The 15,583-nt window shown below is 38.3% G+C and carries 12 protein-coding genes and 1 tRNA gene; 6 read left to right on the forward strand and 7 right to left on the reverse strand.

The genetic code is table 11. The features are described from left to right. The first annotated feature begins 146 nt into the window (after positions 1–146). Both PZ892_RS13165 and PZ892_RS13170 read left to right on the forward strand, forming a co-directional pair. Positions 147–1,442, forward strand: coding sequence for a (Fe-S)-binding protein (locus PZ892_RS13165; protein ID WP_277711433.1), 1,296 nt, complete (start codon positions 147–149; stop codon positions 1,440–1,442). An 11-nt stretch (positions 1,443–1,453) separates the two neighbouring features. Continuing rightward, positions 1,454–2,248 carry a (Fe-S)-binding protein gene (locus PZ892_RS13170; RefSeq protein ID WP_094256128.1) on the forward strand — a complete coding sequence of 265 codons (795 nt, stop codon included), beginning with the start codon at positions 1,454–1,456 and terminating at the stop codon, positions 2,246–2,248. Between the two features lie 76 nt (positions 2,249–2,324). Here PZ892_RS13170 and PZ892_RS13175 read toward each other — a convergent pair whose 3' ends face one another. From PZ892_RS13175 to PZ892_RS13200, 6 genes are all read right to left on the reverse strand, one after another. Continuing rightward, the gene (locus PZ892_RS13175; RefSeq protein ID WP_094256129.1) at positions 2,325–4,037 is read right to left on the reverse strand and encodes an FAD-dependent oxidoreductase; all 1,713 of its coding nucleotides are present in this window, start codon (positions 4,035–4,037) and stop codon (positions 2,325–2,327) included. Between the two features lie 194 nt (positions 4,038–4,231). Continuing rightward, positions 4,232–4,315 (reverse strand) — tRNA-Leu (locus tag PZ892_RS13180). 45 nt (positions 4,316–4,360) lie between these two features. After that, on the reverse strand, positions 4,361–5,248 hold the full coding sequence (locus PZ892_RS13185) for an exopolyphosphatase (protein WP_094256130.1): 888 nt from the start codon (positions 5,246–5,248) through the stop codon (positions 4,361–4,363). Between the two features lie 78 nt (positions 5,249–5,326). Beyond that, positions 5,327–6,349, reverse strand: coding sequence for a Gfo/Idh/MocA family oxidoreductase (locus tag PZ892_RS13190; RefSeq protein WP_182499688.1), 1,023 nt, complete (start codon positions 6,347–6,349; stop codon positions 5,327–5,329). A gap of 10 nt (positions 6,350–6,359) precedes the next feature. Beyond that, positions 6,360–6,980, reverse strand: a complete 621-nt coding sequence (locus PZ892_RS13195; protein ID WP_094256132.1) for a hypothetical protein — start codon at positions 6,978–6,980, stop codon at positions 6,360–6,362. A gap of 78 nt (positions 6,981–7,058) precedes the next feature. Further along, positions 7,059–9,635 carry a phosphoenolpyruvate carboxylase gene (locus tag PZ892_RS13200; protein ID WP_094256133.1) on the reverse strand — a complete coding sequence of 859 codons (2,577 nt, stop codon included), beginning with the start codon at positions 9,633–9,635 and terminating at the stop codon, positions 7,059–7,061. A 231-nt stretch (positions 9,636–9,866) separates the two neighbouring features. Here PZ892_RS13200 and PZ892_RS13205 point away from each other — a divergent pair, with 231 nt between their 5' ends. Beyond that, positions 9,867–12,056 (forward strand): FUSC family membrane protein, encoded by a 2,190-nt coding sequence (locus PZ892_RS13205; RefSeq protein ID WP_094256134.1) that lies wholly within the window; start codon positions 9,867–9,869, stop codon positions 12,054–12,056. Further along, on the forward strand, positions 12,049–13,017 hold the full coding sequence (locus tag PZ892_RS13210; RefSeq protein WP_182499689.1) for a YpdA family putative bacillithiol disulfide reductase: 969 nt from the start codon (positions 12,049–12,051) through the stop codon (positions 13,015–13,017). The genes PZ892_RS13205 and PZ892_RS13210 overlap by 8 nt, the downstream gene beginning before the upstream one ends. Here PZ892_RS13210 and PZ892_RS13215 read toward each other — a convergent pair. Beyond that, complete coding sequence (locus tag PZ892_RS13215; RefSeq protein ID WP_094256136.1) at positions 13,014–13,625, reverse strand: TetR/AcrR family transcriptional regulator; 612 nt, start codon at positions 13,623–13,625, stop codon at positions 13,014–13,016. The genes PZ892_RS13210 and PZ892_RS13215 overlap by 4 nt on opposite strands. Positions 13,626–13,727: 102 nt before the next feature. On the opposite strand from PZ892_RS13215, the gene murB reads away from it, so the two are divergent. Together murB and PZ892_RS13225 are read left to right on the forward strand one after the other, a co-directional pair. Beyond that, positions 13,728–14,744, forward strand: a complete 1,017-nt coding sequence (murB, locus tag PZ892_RS13220) for a UDP-N-acetylmuramate dehydrogenase (protein WP_094256137.1) — start codon at positions 13,728–13,730, stop codon at positions 14,742–14,744. A gap of 278 nt (positions 14,745–15,022) precedes the next feature. Continuing rightward, positions 15,023–15,538: a sigma-70 family RNA polymerase sigma factor gene (locus PZ892_RS13225; RefSeq protein WP_094256138.1), complete on the forward strand. Its 516-nt coding sequence runs from the start codon at positions 15,023–15,025 to the stop codon at positions 15,536–15,538. Positions 15,539–15,583: the final 45 nt, after the last annotated feature.

Raw genomic sequence — 15,583 nt, forward strand, 5'->3', positions numbered from 1 at the left:
GTTGTATCAATTATTATACTTAACTTGATTTTTAGGGATTTAAAGCTTATTTGTTCCCGTCATTTATTTTTAATCTGTCTAAATAATTTATTATGCATGCATAGTATAATGGGATTAATTATATTTGTTAACCTAAGTATTAAACTATGATAAGTCAACTCATTTTTGGTATTATCTTCATAGCTGCCCTCGTTCTTTTCTATAAAAACGCAAGTAAGATTTATAGAAATATCAAACTAGGAAAAGCGACTGACCGCTCTGACCGTCCCGCTGAAAGATTGAAAATTATGCTTTTGGTCGCCTTCGGTCAAAAGAAAATGTTCAAAAGACCCATCCCTGCCCTACTGCATCTTTTTGTTTATGTAGGATTCGTAATCATCAATATCGAAATGCTTGAAATCGTTATAGATGGTCTTTTTGGAACCCATCGGGTGCTTGCGGATGTCCTTGGCGGATTTTATGACTTCCTAATTTTCTCATTTGAAATATTGGCATTCTTGGTGTTATTAGGTTGTGTTGTCTTTGCAATTCGTAGAAACATTGTCAAAGTAAAACGCCTCAACCAATCTGAACTTAACAATTGGCCAAAAACAGATGCTAATTTAATCTTAACCGCAGAAATCTTATTGATGGCGGCTTTCTTAACCATGAATGCTGCAGATTTTAAGCTTCAATTATTAAATGTTGAAGGATACCATGCCGTTGGATCATTCCCCATCAGTTCTTATTTAGTAGGAATATTGCCAGATTCAGCATCTTACTTGATAGCGATAGAAAGATTCAGTTGGTGGTTCCATATCATTGGGGTCTTGGCATTTCTTAACTATCTACCAATCTCCAAGCATTTACATATCCTGCTGGCATTCCCAAATACTTATTTCTCGAACCTGGAACCAAAAGGTGAACTTAACAATATGCAATCTGTAACGGATGAGGTAAAAGTAATGTTAGATCCCAGCCTACCTTCTCCATCCGGCGAACCTAGTCGTTTTGGTGTGAAAGATGTTCAGGACCTGACTTGGAAAAACCTATTGGACGCCTATACCTGTACCGAATGTGGTCGTTGTACCTCTTCATGTCCAGCTAATATCACAGGTAAACTCTTGTCTCCACGTAAAATCATGATGGATACCAGGGACCGCATCGATGAAGTTGGTAAAAATATAGACAAGAACGGAAGCTTTGTAGATGATGGAAAGTCATTATTGGACACTTACATCACTCGCGAGGAAATCTGGGCTTGTACAAGCTGTAATGCTTGTGTGGAGCAATGCCCAGTCAACATCAACCCTTTAGAAATTATTATCGGACTTAGACAATTTGCTGTAATGGAGGAATCTCAAGCTCCATCAAGTATCAACAATATGTTTTCTAACCTTGAAAACAATGGTGCTCCTTGGAAATATTCCCAAGCTGATAGAGCAAATTGGACAAATCAATAAATTGTATTAACATGGAAAATCAATTACATATACCTACCGTAGCAGAACTTGTAGCAAAAGGCGAAAGTCCAGATTTATTGTTTTGGGTAGGTTGTGCTGGTAGCTTCGATGAGCGTGCGCAACGCATAACTAGAGATATCTGCAAAATCCTACAGCATGTAGGAATTAAATATGCCATTTTAGGAACTGAAGAAAGCTGTACTGGAGACCCTGCGAAAAGGGCTGGAAATGAATTCCTATTCCAGATGCAAGCCATGATGAACATCCAGGTATTGGATGGCTATGAAATAAAAAAAATCGTGACGGCTTGTCCGCATTGCTTCAATACGATTAAGAATGAATATCCTAGCTTAGGTGGGAATTACGAAGTAATCCACCACAGCCAACTGATCCAATCCCTAATCGATGAAGGCAAATTAAAACCTGCCGATGGAAATGAATTCAAAGGCAAAAAAATCACTTATCATGATCCTTGTTATTTAGGTCGTGGCAATGATGTTTATGAAGCTCCTCGTAAGGTTCTAGAGGTTTTAGATGCCGACCTTGTGGAATTAAAACGCTGTAAATCCAATGGTCTATGCTGTGGCGCTGGTGGTGCGCAGATGTTCAAAGAACCTGAAAAAGGTAATAAAGATATCAATGTGGAGCGGATTGAAGACGTTATTGAATCTGAAGCGAAAATCGTCGCAGCAGCTTGTCCTTTCTGTATGACCATGCTTAGCGATGGTGTTAAAGTGAAAGAATTGGAAAATGAAATCAAAGTTTTGGACATCGCGGAAATCACGGTAAAAGCCAATAAACTATAACATTTCAATTTGAACCCCATAAAAAAACCTTTGCCTTCCTATCGGAAAGCAAAGGTTTTTTGCATCAGTACAATCCTTATTTCCATTCCGTTTCAACTCCTTGACTTCGGATAAAATCTTGAAATTCTCTCAATAATGTTTTATCAGACCGAACCTGTCGTGGGGTCACAGCTTTCTTTTTTGCAAAATGCACCAATAATCCAACCGCTTCTCCAATACTCCATTCTACCGGATGTAGTCGGTAACAGCCGTTCGTAATATGTGTTGTCCCGATATTTTTATTGGCCGGAAGTAAATTATCCATTCGGATAGGGATTAATGCCCCTAGCGGAATCTGAAAGGGCAAGGAAGGAAAGTCTACATAATTTCTTCTTTGCGTAGGGTGCAAGTCTATATGATAATATCCGATTCCAACGGAATCCTCAAAATATGCAGCCCTCTCAGAATCTTCATTTGCCTGTGCACTTATCTTCCGATTTTCTTTCCCAACATGCTGTTCGGTAACTGTAAATTCAGCCTTGATCCGCCTAGACTCACGTATATAGGGATATTTCGCCATTCCATCCTCCGTCCCCATAATATCCTTCCTCAGCCGGATTCCTGGCCATCCTTTTCCTCCTTCTTCATTTTCAACCTCCGTCTGTAGCCAATACAATAGCGATAAACTCAATTGCTTGGCAGCAGCAACATGCTTGTCAAATTCTTTCCTAGGTACATCAATCAAGTTCCCTAACATATAATCATTCTGCGGCCAATTCACTATGCTGATATCACCAGCATAAAACCCCTTATCAAAATTGTGTTTATGGATAATTCTGCGATAATTCCAAAGGTTTAATTGATCTCCAGTCGATTTTCCTTCTGGATGAAATCCCAAGGTCTTCGGTTCTAGGGTTTGCGGATTGGAATAGGATAAGGATAATAGCTTCCCTGACCAGGCTGGCTTGATATTCGGAATATAATTTCTCCAAAAATCATAATCCTTTGGCTTGGGTATGGTATGGTTTTCTCCCGGAACATAATCCATGGCAAAACAAACGGTAAAAGATTGATAATCTTGCGTATCTGCTTGTTCTGGGGCATGCAATTCATTGAACTCAGCCTTTGATTCTGTCCCGGTTCTATATTCGGTTTTTGTCAATGGCAATAAATCCCCGAGTTCAGTGGCATCCACAAAATAATTGGATTTTAACGCAATGATTTGACCGGTTTTTCCATGCTTGACACTTACCTCTTCAACTTGATTTCCACTCACATTTGCCCGAAAGGGGAAATAATTTAACAGCAGAGTCAATCTCCCTGAACTAATATAAGGCTGTAGCCAACTTTCCAAAATGGCCAAGGCAACCTTTGGCTCATGGCACAATCGCGAAACTGCCCCATCCCCTGGATTTAAATTCTCCCTTGACTTCGCTTCAGCAGTCAAAGGATAATATGCTTTATAATAGGACCGAACAGCATTTCGAAAATCACGATAGGAAACTGGTGCACCATGGGTTTCAATCCATTGATGCTCATCAGGAGGCACTCCTTGTTGAGTCAATTGTCCTCCGATCCAATCCGTCTCCTCCGTCAGGACAACAGTTTCACCATTTCTCAATGCCGCTAAGGCTGCCGCAAAACCTCCCAAACCAGCACCTATAATCACCAAATCAGCCTTCAATTCCTGCCCTTCATATTGATCAGCTTCCGCATGGGGAACTAAGCCAAATCCTGAAGCAACACTCGAAGAACTTAGTGATAGCCCTGTTCCTAAAGCTAATGCTCCTATAAATCCACGTCTTTTCATCTTGATAAGGTTGTTATGTTGTGTGTAGATTCTTAATCTTGCAATTCGATAATTACAGTTTAAAAATCAGGCATAGGTATACTTTACTTAAATATAATGAATATTCATGGTTGAAGAGGATTAGAATTCAGAATAATGGGATTAGTCCATAAAAAAAGGTCGAGGAAAATCCTCGACCTTTAATATTTTCAGGGTGCCCAGGAGCAGATTCGAACTGCCACACCCATACAGGCGCCACCCCCTCAAGATGGTGCGTCTACCAATTTCGCCACCTGGGCTTAGACATCGCAAAAATAATCTTTATTTTGATTTTTGCAACGATTTTAAACCTTTTCCTTCTTAAGATTTTTGTTAATCAAAGTCTGAATAATACCATCGGCTAATCCAATTCTTGGCGCCATGATATTCTTCAAATGCCCTACTTTCATGATTGTCAAGAAGATCTCAGATGCAGGAATAATAACATCCGCACGGTCTTGCTTCAATTCCAGCACATTGATCCTATCCTTCAATGAATAAGAGTTCAAATAAACATATAATGCTTTTAACTTAGCATAAGAAATTGGCTTGTCTGCCTTCTCGTTCGCTAACCGTGAAAGTTTATTGATGTTACCACCACTCCCGATGCCATAAATATTCTTATAGCCCTTCGTGATATTCTTAACCCACAATTTCATGTCATCCCAAGTCTCAGGACTATCTTGATTATCTAGTATACGAATTGTACCCAAATTAAAAGATCGTGAAGCAACTAAATCTCCATTCGCAAATAATGAGATCTCTGTACTACCTCCACCTACATCGATATATAAATAAACCTTGTTCTTATCCATACTGGTATGGCTGTGAACATTGTAGATAATCTGGGCTTCTATAGAACCATCTATAATATCTATATTAACTCCTGCTTCTGAACAGGCTTTAACAACATCTTTACCATTATCAGCATCACGCATCGCAGAAGTGGCACAGGCCATATAGTCCGTAACCTTATAAACATCCATAAGATTTCTGAAAGCACTCATGGTCTTAACCATGCTCTCAAATTTACCTTCTGAAATATGATGGTGAATGAACGCATCATCCCCTAGACGTAGAGGTACGCGTAGTAGTGTGTTCTTGTTAAATGTGATTTCGTTCTCTCTTACAATAATATCGGCAATCAGAAGGCGAACTGCATTTGACCCGATATCAATAGCGGCATATCTCACGTTATATTTGATTTGAAAAGTTTAACAATGTTAAAAATCCAAAATTAATTAAATGTAAACTTAATATTAAATAGATATTTATTTATTTGGCTCCAAGATCTCCAGCTGCCATAAAATCTGATCCTTTGTTACAAAATATGGCTTATCCTCCCGAATAGTCTCATATACAGCATCAAACACACCCATATAATAACCTAATTCGGCAGGAACTAACTTCGATAGTAAATTACCTTCTTCGTCTGGATTCGTTAAAATACCCTCCATGTCCTCAGGTTCAATTCCGAATGCTGGATTATTCGGCATCATTCCATCGATTAATTGCGCCTCCTGCACATCGGTTCTATTCTTGATAAAACTGCCGTTCGCCCCATGAAGCACAAAACTGGCCTGCGGATTCGCGACCAATAAACTCGTCGTGATATAAACATTTAATCCCGACTTATAATTCAAGATTATACAGCCGTAATCATCAACAATCGAATCAGGACGGTACACCCCACGAACCTTCGTCATGGCTTTGGGCTTTCCAAACAATGAAATACATTGATCCACTAAATGTGATCCTAAATCATAAATTACTCCTGATGCAGGTATTTTTGTTTCCTTAAACAGTTTTGCACCCAAAGACAGCTTAAATCGATCAAAACGAAGATGCAATTCTATTGGTCGTCCAACCTCATTATTTTCAATGACTTTTTTCAACGATAGAAAGTCCGCATCGAATCGACGGTTATGAAATGGCAAAATATATCGCCCCATTTCTTCTGCAACTTGAAATAAGACATTTGCCTCCGCAGCTGTTGGCGCAAATGGCTTCTCAATCAAAACATGCTTCCCTGCCTTTAACGCACGAAGCGCATATTCCACATGGGTGTCATTCGGAGTATTCACAATCACCAACTCTATTGCTGGATCCTCTAATAACTCCTCTACCGTATCATAACTGATAATATCAGGATATTTGGATTGTGCAACCTTCTTTGAACGCTCAACAATACCCCGCAATTCGAAGTTGGGGTTAACCTCTATAAACGGCGCATGGAACACCCTTCCGGACATTCCATACGACATTATTCCTGTAACTATTTTAGTTTCTGTCATTTATATTTGCTTAGTGATGCGCATGCGCATCTGCTTTACCACCTACGGCAGTAAACAACTCAGCAACAGTTTCTGTTTGAGCTTGTGCAAAATCTCTTAAATCTTTGTTTGTATTACGAGATAATCTTCTGAATTGCTCCTTAACCAACGCAACCTGATGTTGAATGTGGGTTAAATAGGCTTGATCAGAATAAACCGCAGCATGTTGTAATACCACTGGTGCAACTGAGTCTGCAATCGTTGAATCCTCAACTACTACTGGCGCAGCATTGGGCTCAACAGCAATATTCTCTGAACCTGATCCTGTGTACTTCTCTGTACCTAAAATCGGAAAATCTACATGATACTTAGTCGCCAATGAATCCATCTGTGGTAGAACATCCCCAAAAAATTTCGACACTTTTGCTGCTGCATCCTTTGCTTGTGCATTTCCTACTTGCGAAACATGCTCTGCGTAGGAAACCTCATAAGGTGCGATGGACCCTACTTGTCTGAAAAAAGCATACGCATCCCCATCTACTAATGTCGTATGTGTGTATTTCAATTGGTTTTCTTCAGCTGTTTTGAAAACACAAGAAGATAAAGTAGCACTTGCAAGAACTCCTGCAACTAATAATGTATTTAATTTCATCGCTTTATTATTTTAAAAACACACAAAAATAAGAAAATATCCCTATTTATGCCTATTTCTATTTAATTCAAAATCAATCTAAGCTAAATTTCTTCCCGCATTCACCACTCCATAGATGGTACGGCCAATTAATTTACGATAAATCTCTGCCTTAGACTCTTCCATTTCTTGCTTCTCAAGCAAACGAATAGCATAATGCTGAATAATTAACAATGGAAGAATTATTTTCTCCCGCTCCAAAATCGAAGCCCGCTCCACTGGATAATTTTCCATCAACTCCTTCATCCCCGTCAATTTCAACAAGTATTTCTTCGTCAAATCAAACTCCGCCTTCAACATCTTCCAGAATTCCCCAAATCGTGGATCATCCTTCATGTAGGAAGTTAATTCAAAATTCGACTTCGTCATCGACATCATACAGTTATCAATGACGGTATTAAACATCCCTGAAGTTTCATATAAATTCTTTACATAAGACCAGAGGTTATTATCCTCCGCCCATTGCAAGGCTGTACCTACTCCAAAAAAACCTGGTATATTTTGCTTCAATTGACTCCATGAAGTCACAAAACTAATCGCACGCAAATCCTCTAATCGTAACTCTCGACCCGAATTACGCTTCATCGGTCTACTCGAAATATTCATGTTGGAAAGTGATTTCAATGGACTTAATGTCTCTAAATATTTCAAGAACAATGGATGATGCCTCAACTCCAAGAATTTCTCATGGCTCTCGGCAGCCATCCGATCGATGACATCCTTCTGCTTGTCCGTCAGCGTATCGCCTACGCGTTGTTGCAAATCCGATATCAGACCAGCATGTAATAATTGCTCAATATTGTATTTCGCAGAGTCCAATGAACCATATTGGCTACTAATGGTCTGCCCTTGAATCGTCAATTGAATATGATTGTTCTCAATCTCCTTACCCATGGAAGCATAAAAACGCTGTGTTTTACCACCACCACGTGCAGGAGGTCCTCCACGACCATCAAAAAATACCAAATCAACATCAAACTCCCTGGAAATCGCCGTCAATTCAATCTTCGCCTTATAAATCGACCAGTTCGCCATCAAGTAACCACCATCTTTCGTGCTATCTGAAAAACCTAACATGATCGTTTGTTTGTTGCCGCGTTTTTTTAAGTGAGAAGCATAGGTTGGATTTGAATATAAACTACGCATTACATCCGCAGCATGTTTTAAATCATCAACCGTTTCAAAAAGCGGCACGAAATCCATCGTCAAATCCTTTTTCGTCCATCCCTCCCATAAAAACAACTGCATCAATCCTAAAATATCTGATGCCTGCTGACAATTGGAAATAATAAATCGTTGAACCGCACGCTCACTTCCCGAAGCCTGAATCTCCTTGATCAATCGAATTACACGAATCGTATCAATAACCAATGGATCAATGTCCTCCGTAAAATCAAGTTCTGCTTCCGTAAATTTAATATGATTTTCCTTCTCCTCTTCTGAGCCTTCTATCTCCTCAAACTTTATCCCTGTCTCTTTCGGATAAGTTTTTACCAACCAATCAAAAGTCGACCTTAAAGCACTGCTATCTTGACGAATATCCAAAGTTGTAAAGTAACAACCAAAGGTTTGTACCTTTCTACGAAGGTCTTCTACAATCTCCACGAATAAACCATCATGATTCTCCCTTAACACTCGAATAATCTCAGTCAGGTTATGTAAAATACGCTCGGTCTCATCCACCGGATTGTCAACTGGATTAAAGCTATTCTCATAGAATAAATCCTGCAACTCATCCATATATTGCTCCACACCTCTAAATGTAATTCTGCGCTTTACTATCCTGAAATCACGATAATAACAACGAAATAGAATAGTTCTCAAAAGTGTAGCTACTTTTTTCGTGCTCTCCCAAGTTACATTTGGATTACCATCACGGTCTCCTCCTGGCCAGAAGCCAAGCTCGATCAGATGATCCACATCCTTTGGATTGATCTCTAACTCATCCTCAATCTTCGCCTCAATCCCTGATGCAACAGAATAAAATACATTCTCTAAAAACCAAGCTAAACTGATCGCCTCATCAACTGGCGTCGGACTCTGTTTATTGATAAACGGCGTCTTCCCTAACTGCTGAAGCAACAAATGAATCTTTGGAATATCATTCTTTTTCAATTCATCAATCAAATCATTGATAATTGATAATACAGGTCCTGGATAAAATTGCGTCGGATGCGCAGTTAAAACCAATCTAACTGACATATCCTTCAACCTTGAAATCACTTGTTTCTTCAATTGAGGGTTCGTCTGAGCCAAATTAAAAATTGAATCTAAACCGCCGGTCTCATCGCTCTTCCCGACTGCCTTGAATGCCGAATCCTCAACCGCATCAAACAATACCACCTGACGCTCAATATATTGAACTATTCGAAACAATAAATCTAAGCGGTCATCCTCTTGAACATATTGCTCATATTGCCCAAAGAAACTATCGATAATAACTTCTGGGGATAAATGTTCCTCAACTCCCTTCTCACAATGCGTCGTAAAAAATGGCAAAATCGTCCCCGTATGCTTGACACGTTGAAATGGCAAGGTTAAGAACAAACTCTTATATAAATCGAACCGCGTGAGAACCTCATTTTGGAAAGCTAATGTCTTTTGGCTTAATCTCATAGTAAGTATCTTGTTTTTGAAGATTTAGTTTAGTGAATCCATACAAATATATCATTTTAATACATTTTTAAGCAACTAATTGTATTATTTACACTAACTAAACAGAAAAATTAACATTTTAATAATGTTATTAAGGAATTAAAAATCTAAAATAATGTAATTTTTATCGATTTTCATGTAGCAAACCCCTTTAATTAACTACTGCTTCTGTATCTTTGTTTCGACAAAAACATGAAAAAAACCAAAGAACTAAGTAATTTCTTTTATAGCCAGTATTTTGCAGATGGCCTTCGGATCACTATTGGCTGTATTGTTCCTATATTGATTTGTGCTTCTTTAGGCAAATTCTTACTAGGAACCTATATCTCCTTAGGCGCTCTTTTGGTTGGCCTCTCTGATACTCCTGGCGCTCCAGCTCACCGCCGTACTGGCATGATTGCCTGCCTGATTGTCTGTATCCTAACCCAGGTAATTACATTCCTGGCCAATGGAAACATCTGGATGATGTCCATCGCTATTGGATTCCTCTGTTTTTTATATTCCATGTTTGCTGTGTTCAATGCACGGGCAGCAACAGTTGGTTCAATGGGAATATTAATCATGTTGATCAATGTGGATGATGTCAAAACCTTCCAGGAAGAAATGATGCTCCTACTCTACTTTACCATCGGTGCAGTATGGTATATGTTGATTAGCTTCTCCATTACCCAAGCCAGACCTTATCGCCTCGCACAACAGGAACTCTCAGAAACTGTCCGCCATGTGGGTGACTTTATCCGACTGAGAGCCAATTTTTATGACAGCAAAAAGTCTATCGATGACAACTATACTAAACTCATTGATAAACAAATTGAAGTTCATGAACATCAAGAAAATGTTCGTGACCTCCTATTCCAAAGTAAACGAAACATTAAGGATACGACCAAAATCGGACGCTATCTAACCTTGACATTTAATGATATTGTCGATCTTTTTGAGCAATCCATGACCACCCATTATGATTATGAATTAATCCGAAAGGAATATGGACATACCGGCATTCTAAAAGATTTCAAACATATCCTCTTTAAAATAGCCAATGAATTGGACCATCTCGCCTACCAATTAAATGCGAATAGAGTCCCTAAACCACTTTACAACTTTAAAGAAGACATTGAAAATATTCTCCGATCTATCGATGCCATTGAGAAAAAGGAAAATATTAATACCAGACCCTTGAAAAAGATTCTGATCAGTATTCGTAACATCAGCATCTTTATTCATAACATCTACAATTACACCGTAATTCGTCCTAATAACATTAAGAAACAAGAGATTGAAGAAGCATCAAAGTTTATACAAACTGAACATATTGACCCTCGAAAATTAAAAGATAACTTATCTTTCAATTCAAGTATCTTCCGCCATGCCCTTCGGATGGCAATCGTTATGACCATTACCTACTTCGTCTTCAACCTCAACTACTTCAACATTGGTACAATGGGTAGTTTTTGGATTTTGTTGACCATTATGGTAATCTTGAAACCAGGGTTTGGATTAACCAAGGAACGTAATTTCCAACGCCTCCTAGGAACCATAATCGGTGGTATCATCGGTGCAATCATCCTGATGACAGTACATTCCGAAATCGCCAGGTTTATCATCCTTATCTTCTTCTTCTTGATTGCTTACAGCTTATTTAGGGTGAATTATATTATGGCGGTAATGTTTATGACTCCATACGTCCTGATTATGCTCAGCTTCTCTGGATTGAATACTTTCGAAGTGGCGAAGGAAAGAATCTTTGACACTTTTCTTGGCGGTATGATCGCCTTTCTTTCAAGCTATATTATTTTCCCAAACTGGGAAAGTTTTCAAATCAAAACCAGTGTCCGACAACTGCTTATTGCAAACTATAAATACTTGGCTCAAGCTGTTAGAATCCTTTCCGGCGATGAAATAACCGTAACAAGCTATAAACTCTCCAGAAAAGAACTCTATATCGCTTCCGCCAATATGGGATCCACTTTCCAAAGAATGCTCTCTGAGCCTAAATGGAGACAAAAAAGCACCAAAGAAGTCAACCGTCTCGTCATATTGAATCATATTCTTTCCTCATATGGGGCAACTTTACTGACGCAATTAACGGAGGCAACCGATACAAACTATACCAAGGAACACTTGATTCTATTGAAAAAGATTCTAATGAATATTAGCAAGTCAATTGAGGCCGTCCCATTGAAAGATGCTGAAGAATTTATTCCGGTAACGGATTTCCCCGAGATTACACCGGAAACTTTGGACCCTGAAGAGTCCAAATTAATTACAGAACAATTGCAGTTTTTAAATAAAATTTCCTCAGATTTATACAAATCTACCCTGGATGTGATGGAAAAAGAATTATCCATCCAGCCTGAAAAAATTGAATTAGCAAATGGATAACTTAATCGATATTTTGATTGTGGGAGCCGGACCCATTGGGATCGCTTGTGGTATTGAAGCTAAAAAAAATAACTTAAGCCATATCATTATTGAAAAAGGCTGTTTAACAAACTCCCTATACAATTATCCCATCAATATGACTTTCTTCTCTACATCGGAAAGACTTGAAATTGGAGATTGTCCTTTTGTTACCACAAACCCAAAACCAAGACGTGCCGAAGCCCTAGAATACTACCGACGGGTTGAAAAGAAATTTGATCTCAACACCCGTCTCTTCGAAGAAGTAATCAGTATCCATAAAATTGATGGCACCTTTCAGGTCACTACCAATAAATCAATTTATCGTGCAAAAAATGTAATTGTTGCAACGGGCTTCTATGATATCCCCATGTATTTAGGAGTACCTGGTGAAGAATTGAACAAAGTCCGCCATTATTACAAGGATCCCCATTATTATGCAAACCAAAAAGTAATAGTCGTCGGTGCTAGTAACTCCTCAATTGATGCTGCATTGGAAACTTACCGAAAAGGGGCCGATGTCACCTTGGTAATCCGCGGAAAAGAGGTCAGCCCTAGAGTTAAATATTGGGTAAGACCTGATATCGAAAATAGAATCGCCAATAACGAGGTGAATGTATTTTATGAATCAAATATTGTGAGAATAGGCGAGAAAGAAGTACAAATCAAAACTCCTGATGGACTGGTAGAAATAGAAAACGATTTTGTCCTGGCATTGACGGGTTATAGGCCAAACTTCGAATTCCTTGAAAAAATCGGTGTAAATATCCCTGCTGAAGAACCATGTATCCCAGACCACAATCCTGAAACCATGGAAACAAATATTGAAAACCTCTATCTGGCTGGTGTAGTATGTGGCGGATTAAATACCCATCTTTGGTTTATCGAAAACTCAAGAATTCATGCCCATTTAATCGTGAAAAATATCCTTGATAAAAATTAAATTCTCAAACCGTTAATAAAAATATTGGCTAGTTTTTTCTGAAGATTTAAGATATAATCAAACTCCTCCTTCGTTGGAGGTAAAAACAAATTCTTGAACTCTTGTAGAATCCCTATTCGCATTCCTAATAAGCTAATCAGCAATATCTTTGCCGTCAAATCAACATCATCTACCTCAATCTCACCTGTATCGATTCCCTTTTTCAAAATCAAACTCACCAAATGCTTCTCCTTCTCAAATAAGGATGGTAAAATAGCTTCTATATCGGTGGGAATTTCGTTTCTTAATGTATAGGTGAATTCAAAAATATTGAAGTTATCCTTGATGATCTTTAACCTTGCACCTAGGAATGCATCCATCGCATCACTGACGTTCTTTGCAATGGAGATATTCTGATTTGTCTCCGTAATAATTTCATCTACCGCCATCTCGAAAACAGCAGCATACAATCTATTCTTGTCCGGAAAATAATAATATAATAAGGCCTTAGAAAAAGAGAGATCCTGAGCAATCTCAGCCATGGTGGTCTTAGCTAATCCATAATGTGCAAATCTACGTTTTGCAGCCTCCAATATCTTTCCCCTTTTCGCATCCGCATTTTTTGCCATACACAATAAAATTAGTTTATATTTTGATGATTAACTATCTTTACAGCCTTGTAAACTAAGATAGATTAATTTTTCGAACTTTTAAAGGATTCGGTCAAAAAAATGAAAAACGCAATTATCAGTCATAAATCCCTTAAAAACCTGAATACTTTCGCTATTGAGGCAATCGCTAATCAATATATTAAAGTTGAGGATGAAACCGTATTGAATGATCTATTCAACGAAAAATTATTCGAAAAAGAATTCTTTATCTTAGGAGGTGGAAGTAATGTTCTATTTACCAAAGACTACCCCGGATTATTGATTCATATTGCGAACAAAGGCAAACAACATTTTATCGAAGGAAATAATGTCTTCGTCACTGCAGCAGCTGGGGAAGTTTGGAATGATTTAGTTTGGTATTGTATAGAACATGATTTCCCAGGTCTTGAAAACATGGCGCTAATCCCTGGAACTGTCGGAGCATCCCCTATCCAAAACATTGGAGCTTATGGTCAGGAACTCATGCATATCTTCTATTCCTGTAGAGCATTTGATACACTAACGGGTGAGTTTGTCACCTTTACCAATGAAGATTGCCAATTCTCCTATCGGGATAGCATCTTTAAGCGGGAATATAGAGGCCGTTTTATCATTTGTAGTGTTACTTACAAGTTAGAACTGTTCGGAAAAATAAACACTAGCTATGGAGCTATTGAGAGCGAACTCCAAAACAGGGGTATCCAAAACCCGACGATCAAGGATGTCGCTGAAGTAGTATCTTTTATCCGCGTCGAAAAATTACCAGACCCTTCCACAGTTGGAAACGCAGGTAGCTTTTTCAAAAACCCAATCATCTCAAAATCAAAATTTTTAGAACTGCTAAAACAATTTCCCCAAATTGTTCATTATAGCATTGACCCAGATCAAGAGAAACTTGCCGCCGGTTGGTTGATTGAACAATGCGGCTGGAAAGGAAAGTCCGTAGGTCAAGTAGCCGTGTGGAAAAATCAAGCTTTGGTCCTTACAAATGTTGGAAATGCCACTGGAAATGAAATCTTTAACGTATCGTCTACTATTGTGGACGATGTTAATACACAGTTTGGAGTACTTTTAGAACGTGAAGTAAATATATTATAAAAGTTTTCCACATTTTCCCTCACTATACATTTTTTTATTATAAAACAATAATCATTGATTATAATACAATAAAAGGCGATACCCCCATTCCTTGTCCTTTCGTATAAAGAAAATACCCTTTACTAAAATATCAAAATCCACAATTTTATTAATTTACTGCACAAGAATTGCAGAAGCTTGTATACATTTATAGCTTAATAATTGTTTCGGTTGTTCAGCTAATCAGGCACTTGCCTGAATTTATCGCATCATTTAACTATACTATAATCGCTAATTGTATGAACAAGATCGAATTTAACTCACTAGTTGTTAAGCACTCTGAATCACTTCGAAGTTATGCCAGAAACTTCACCCGTGATCATGAAGATGCTAACGACTTAGTACAAGACACCTTACTGAAGGCTGTCACGTACTTCAAAAACTTTAGAGACGGTACAAATTTAAAAGGGTGGCTTTACACGATCATGAAGAATACCTTTATCAACAACTACCGTCGTGTGGTAAAAACCAATTCCTTCATCACGAAGGAAGAAGAAATTTCCCAAATTAATCTCGTGGTTTCCGCAACAAAAAACAATGGTGAAAACAAATTCATCATGGAAGACATTAACTATGCGCTTTCCAAACTTTCCGATGAGTATTATGTCCCATTCACCATGTATTTTGAAGGGTATAAATACCATGAAATTTCAGAACACCTGAAAATTCCAATAGGAACCGTAAAAACGAGAATCCACGTTGCTAGAAAGTCCATGAAAAAGACCCTAACAGCGTACAAATTCAAAGAGAATTAATTCTCTAAAAAATATCCTTAAAATATTAGGTTTATTTATTAAGCC

The sequence above is a fragment of the Sphingobacterium sp. WM genome, from assembly GCF_029542465.1.
In the GTDB taxonomy this organism is placed as follows: domain Bacteria; phylum Bacteroidota; class Bacteroidia; order Sphingobacteriales; family Sphingobacteriaceae; genus Sphingobacterium; species Sphingobacterium cellulitidis.

Excerpts from the sequence above, each read along its gene's own strand:
- PZ892_RS13165 (WP_277711433.1), top strand. The coding sequence starts at position 147 with ATGATAAGTCAACTCATTTTTGGTATTATCTTCATAGCTGCCCTCGTT.
- PZ892_RS13170 (WP_094256128.1), top strand. The coding sequence starts at position 1,454 with ATGGAAAATCAATTACATATACCTACCGTAGCAGAACTTGTAGCAAAA.
- PZ892_RS13175 (WP_094256129.1), bottom strand. The coding sequence starts at position 4,037 with ATGAAAAGACGTGGATTTATAGGAGCATTAGCTTTAGGAACAGGGCTA.
- PZ892_RS13190 (WP_182499688.1), bottom strand. The coding sequence starts at position 6,349 with ATGACAGAAACTAAAATAGTTACAGGAATAATGTCGTATGGAATGTCC.
- PZ892_RS13195 (WP_094256132.1), bottom strand. The coding sequence starts at position 6,980 with ATGAAATTAAATACATTATTAGTTGCAGGAGTTCTTGCAAGTGCTACT.
- PZ892_RS13200 (WP_094256133.1), bottom strand. The coding sequence starts at position 9,635 with ATGAGATTAAGCCAAAAGACATTAGCTTTCCAAAATGAGGTTCTCACG.
- PZ892_RS13205 (WP_094256134.1), top strand. The coding sequence starts at position 9,867 with ATGAAAAAAACCAAAGAACTAAGTAATTTCTTTTATAGCCAGTATTTT.
- PZ892_RS13210 (WP_182499689.1), top strand. The coding sequence starts at position 12,049 with ATGGATAACTTAATCGATATTTTGATTGTGGGAGCCGGACCCATTGGG.
- PZ892_RS13215 (WP_094256136.1), bottom strand. The coding sequence starts at position 13,625 with ATGGCAAAAAATGCGGATGCGAAAAGGGGAAAGATATTGGAGGCTGCA.
- murB (WP_094256137.1), top strand. The coding sequence starts at position 13,728 with ATGAAAAACGCAATTATCAGTCATAAATCCCTTAAAAACCTGAATACT.
- PZ892_RS13225 (WP_094256138.1), top strand. The coding sequence starts at position 15,023 with ATGAACAAGATCGAATTTAACTCACTAGTTGTTAAGCACTCTGAATCA.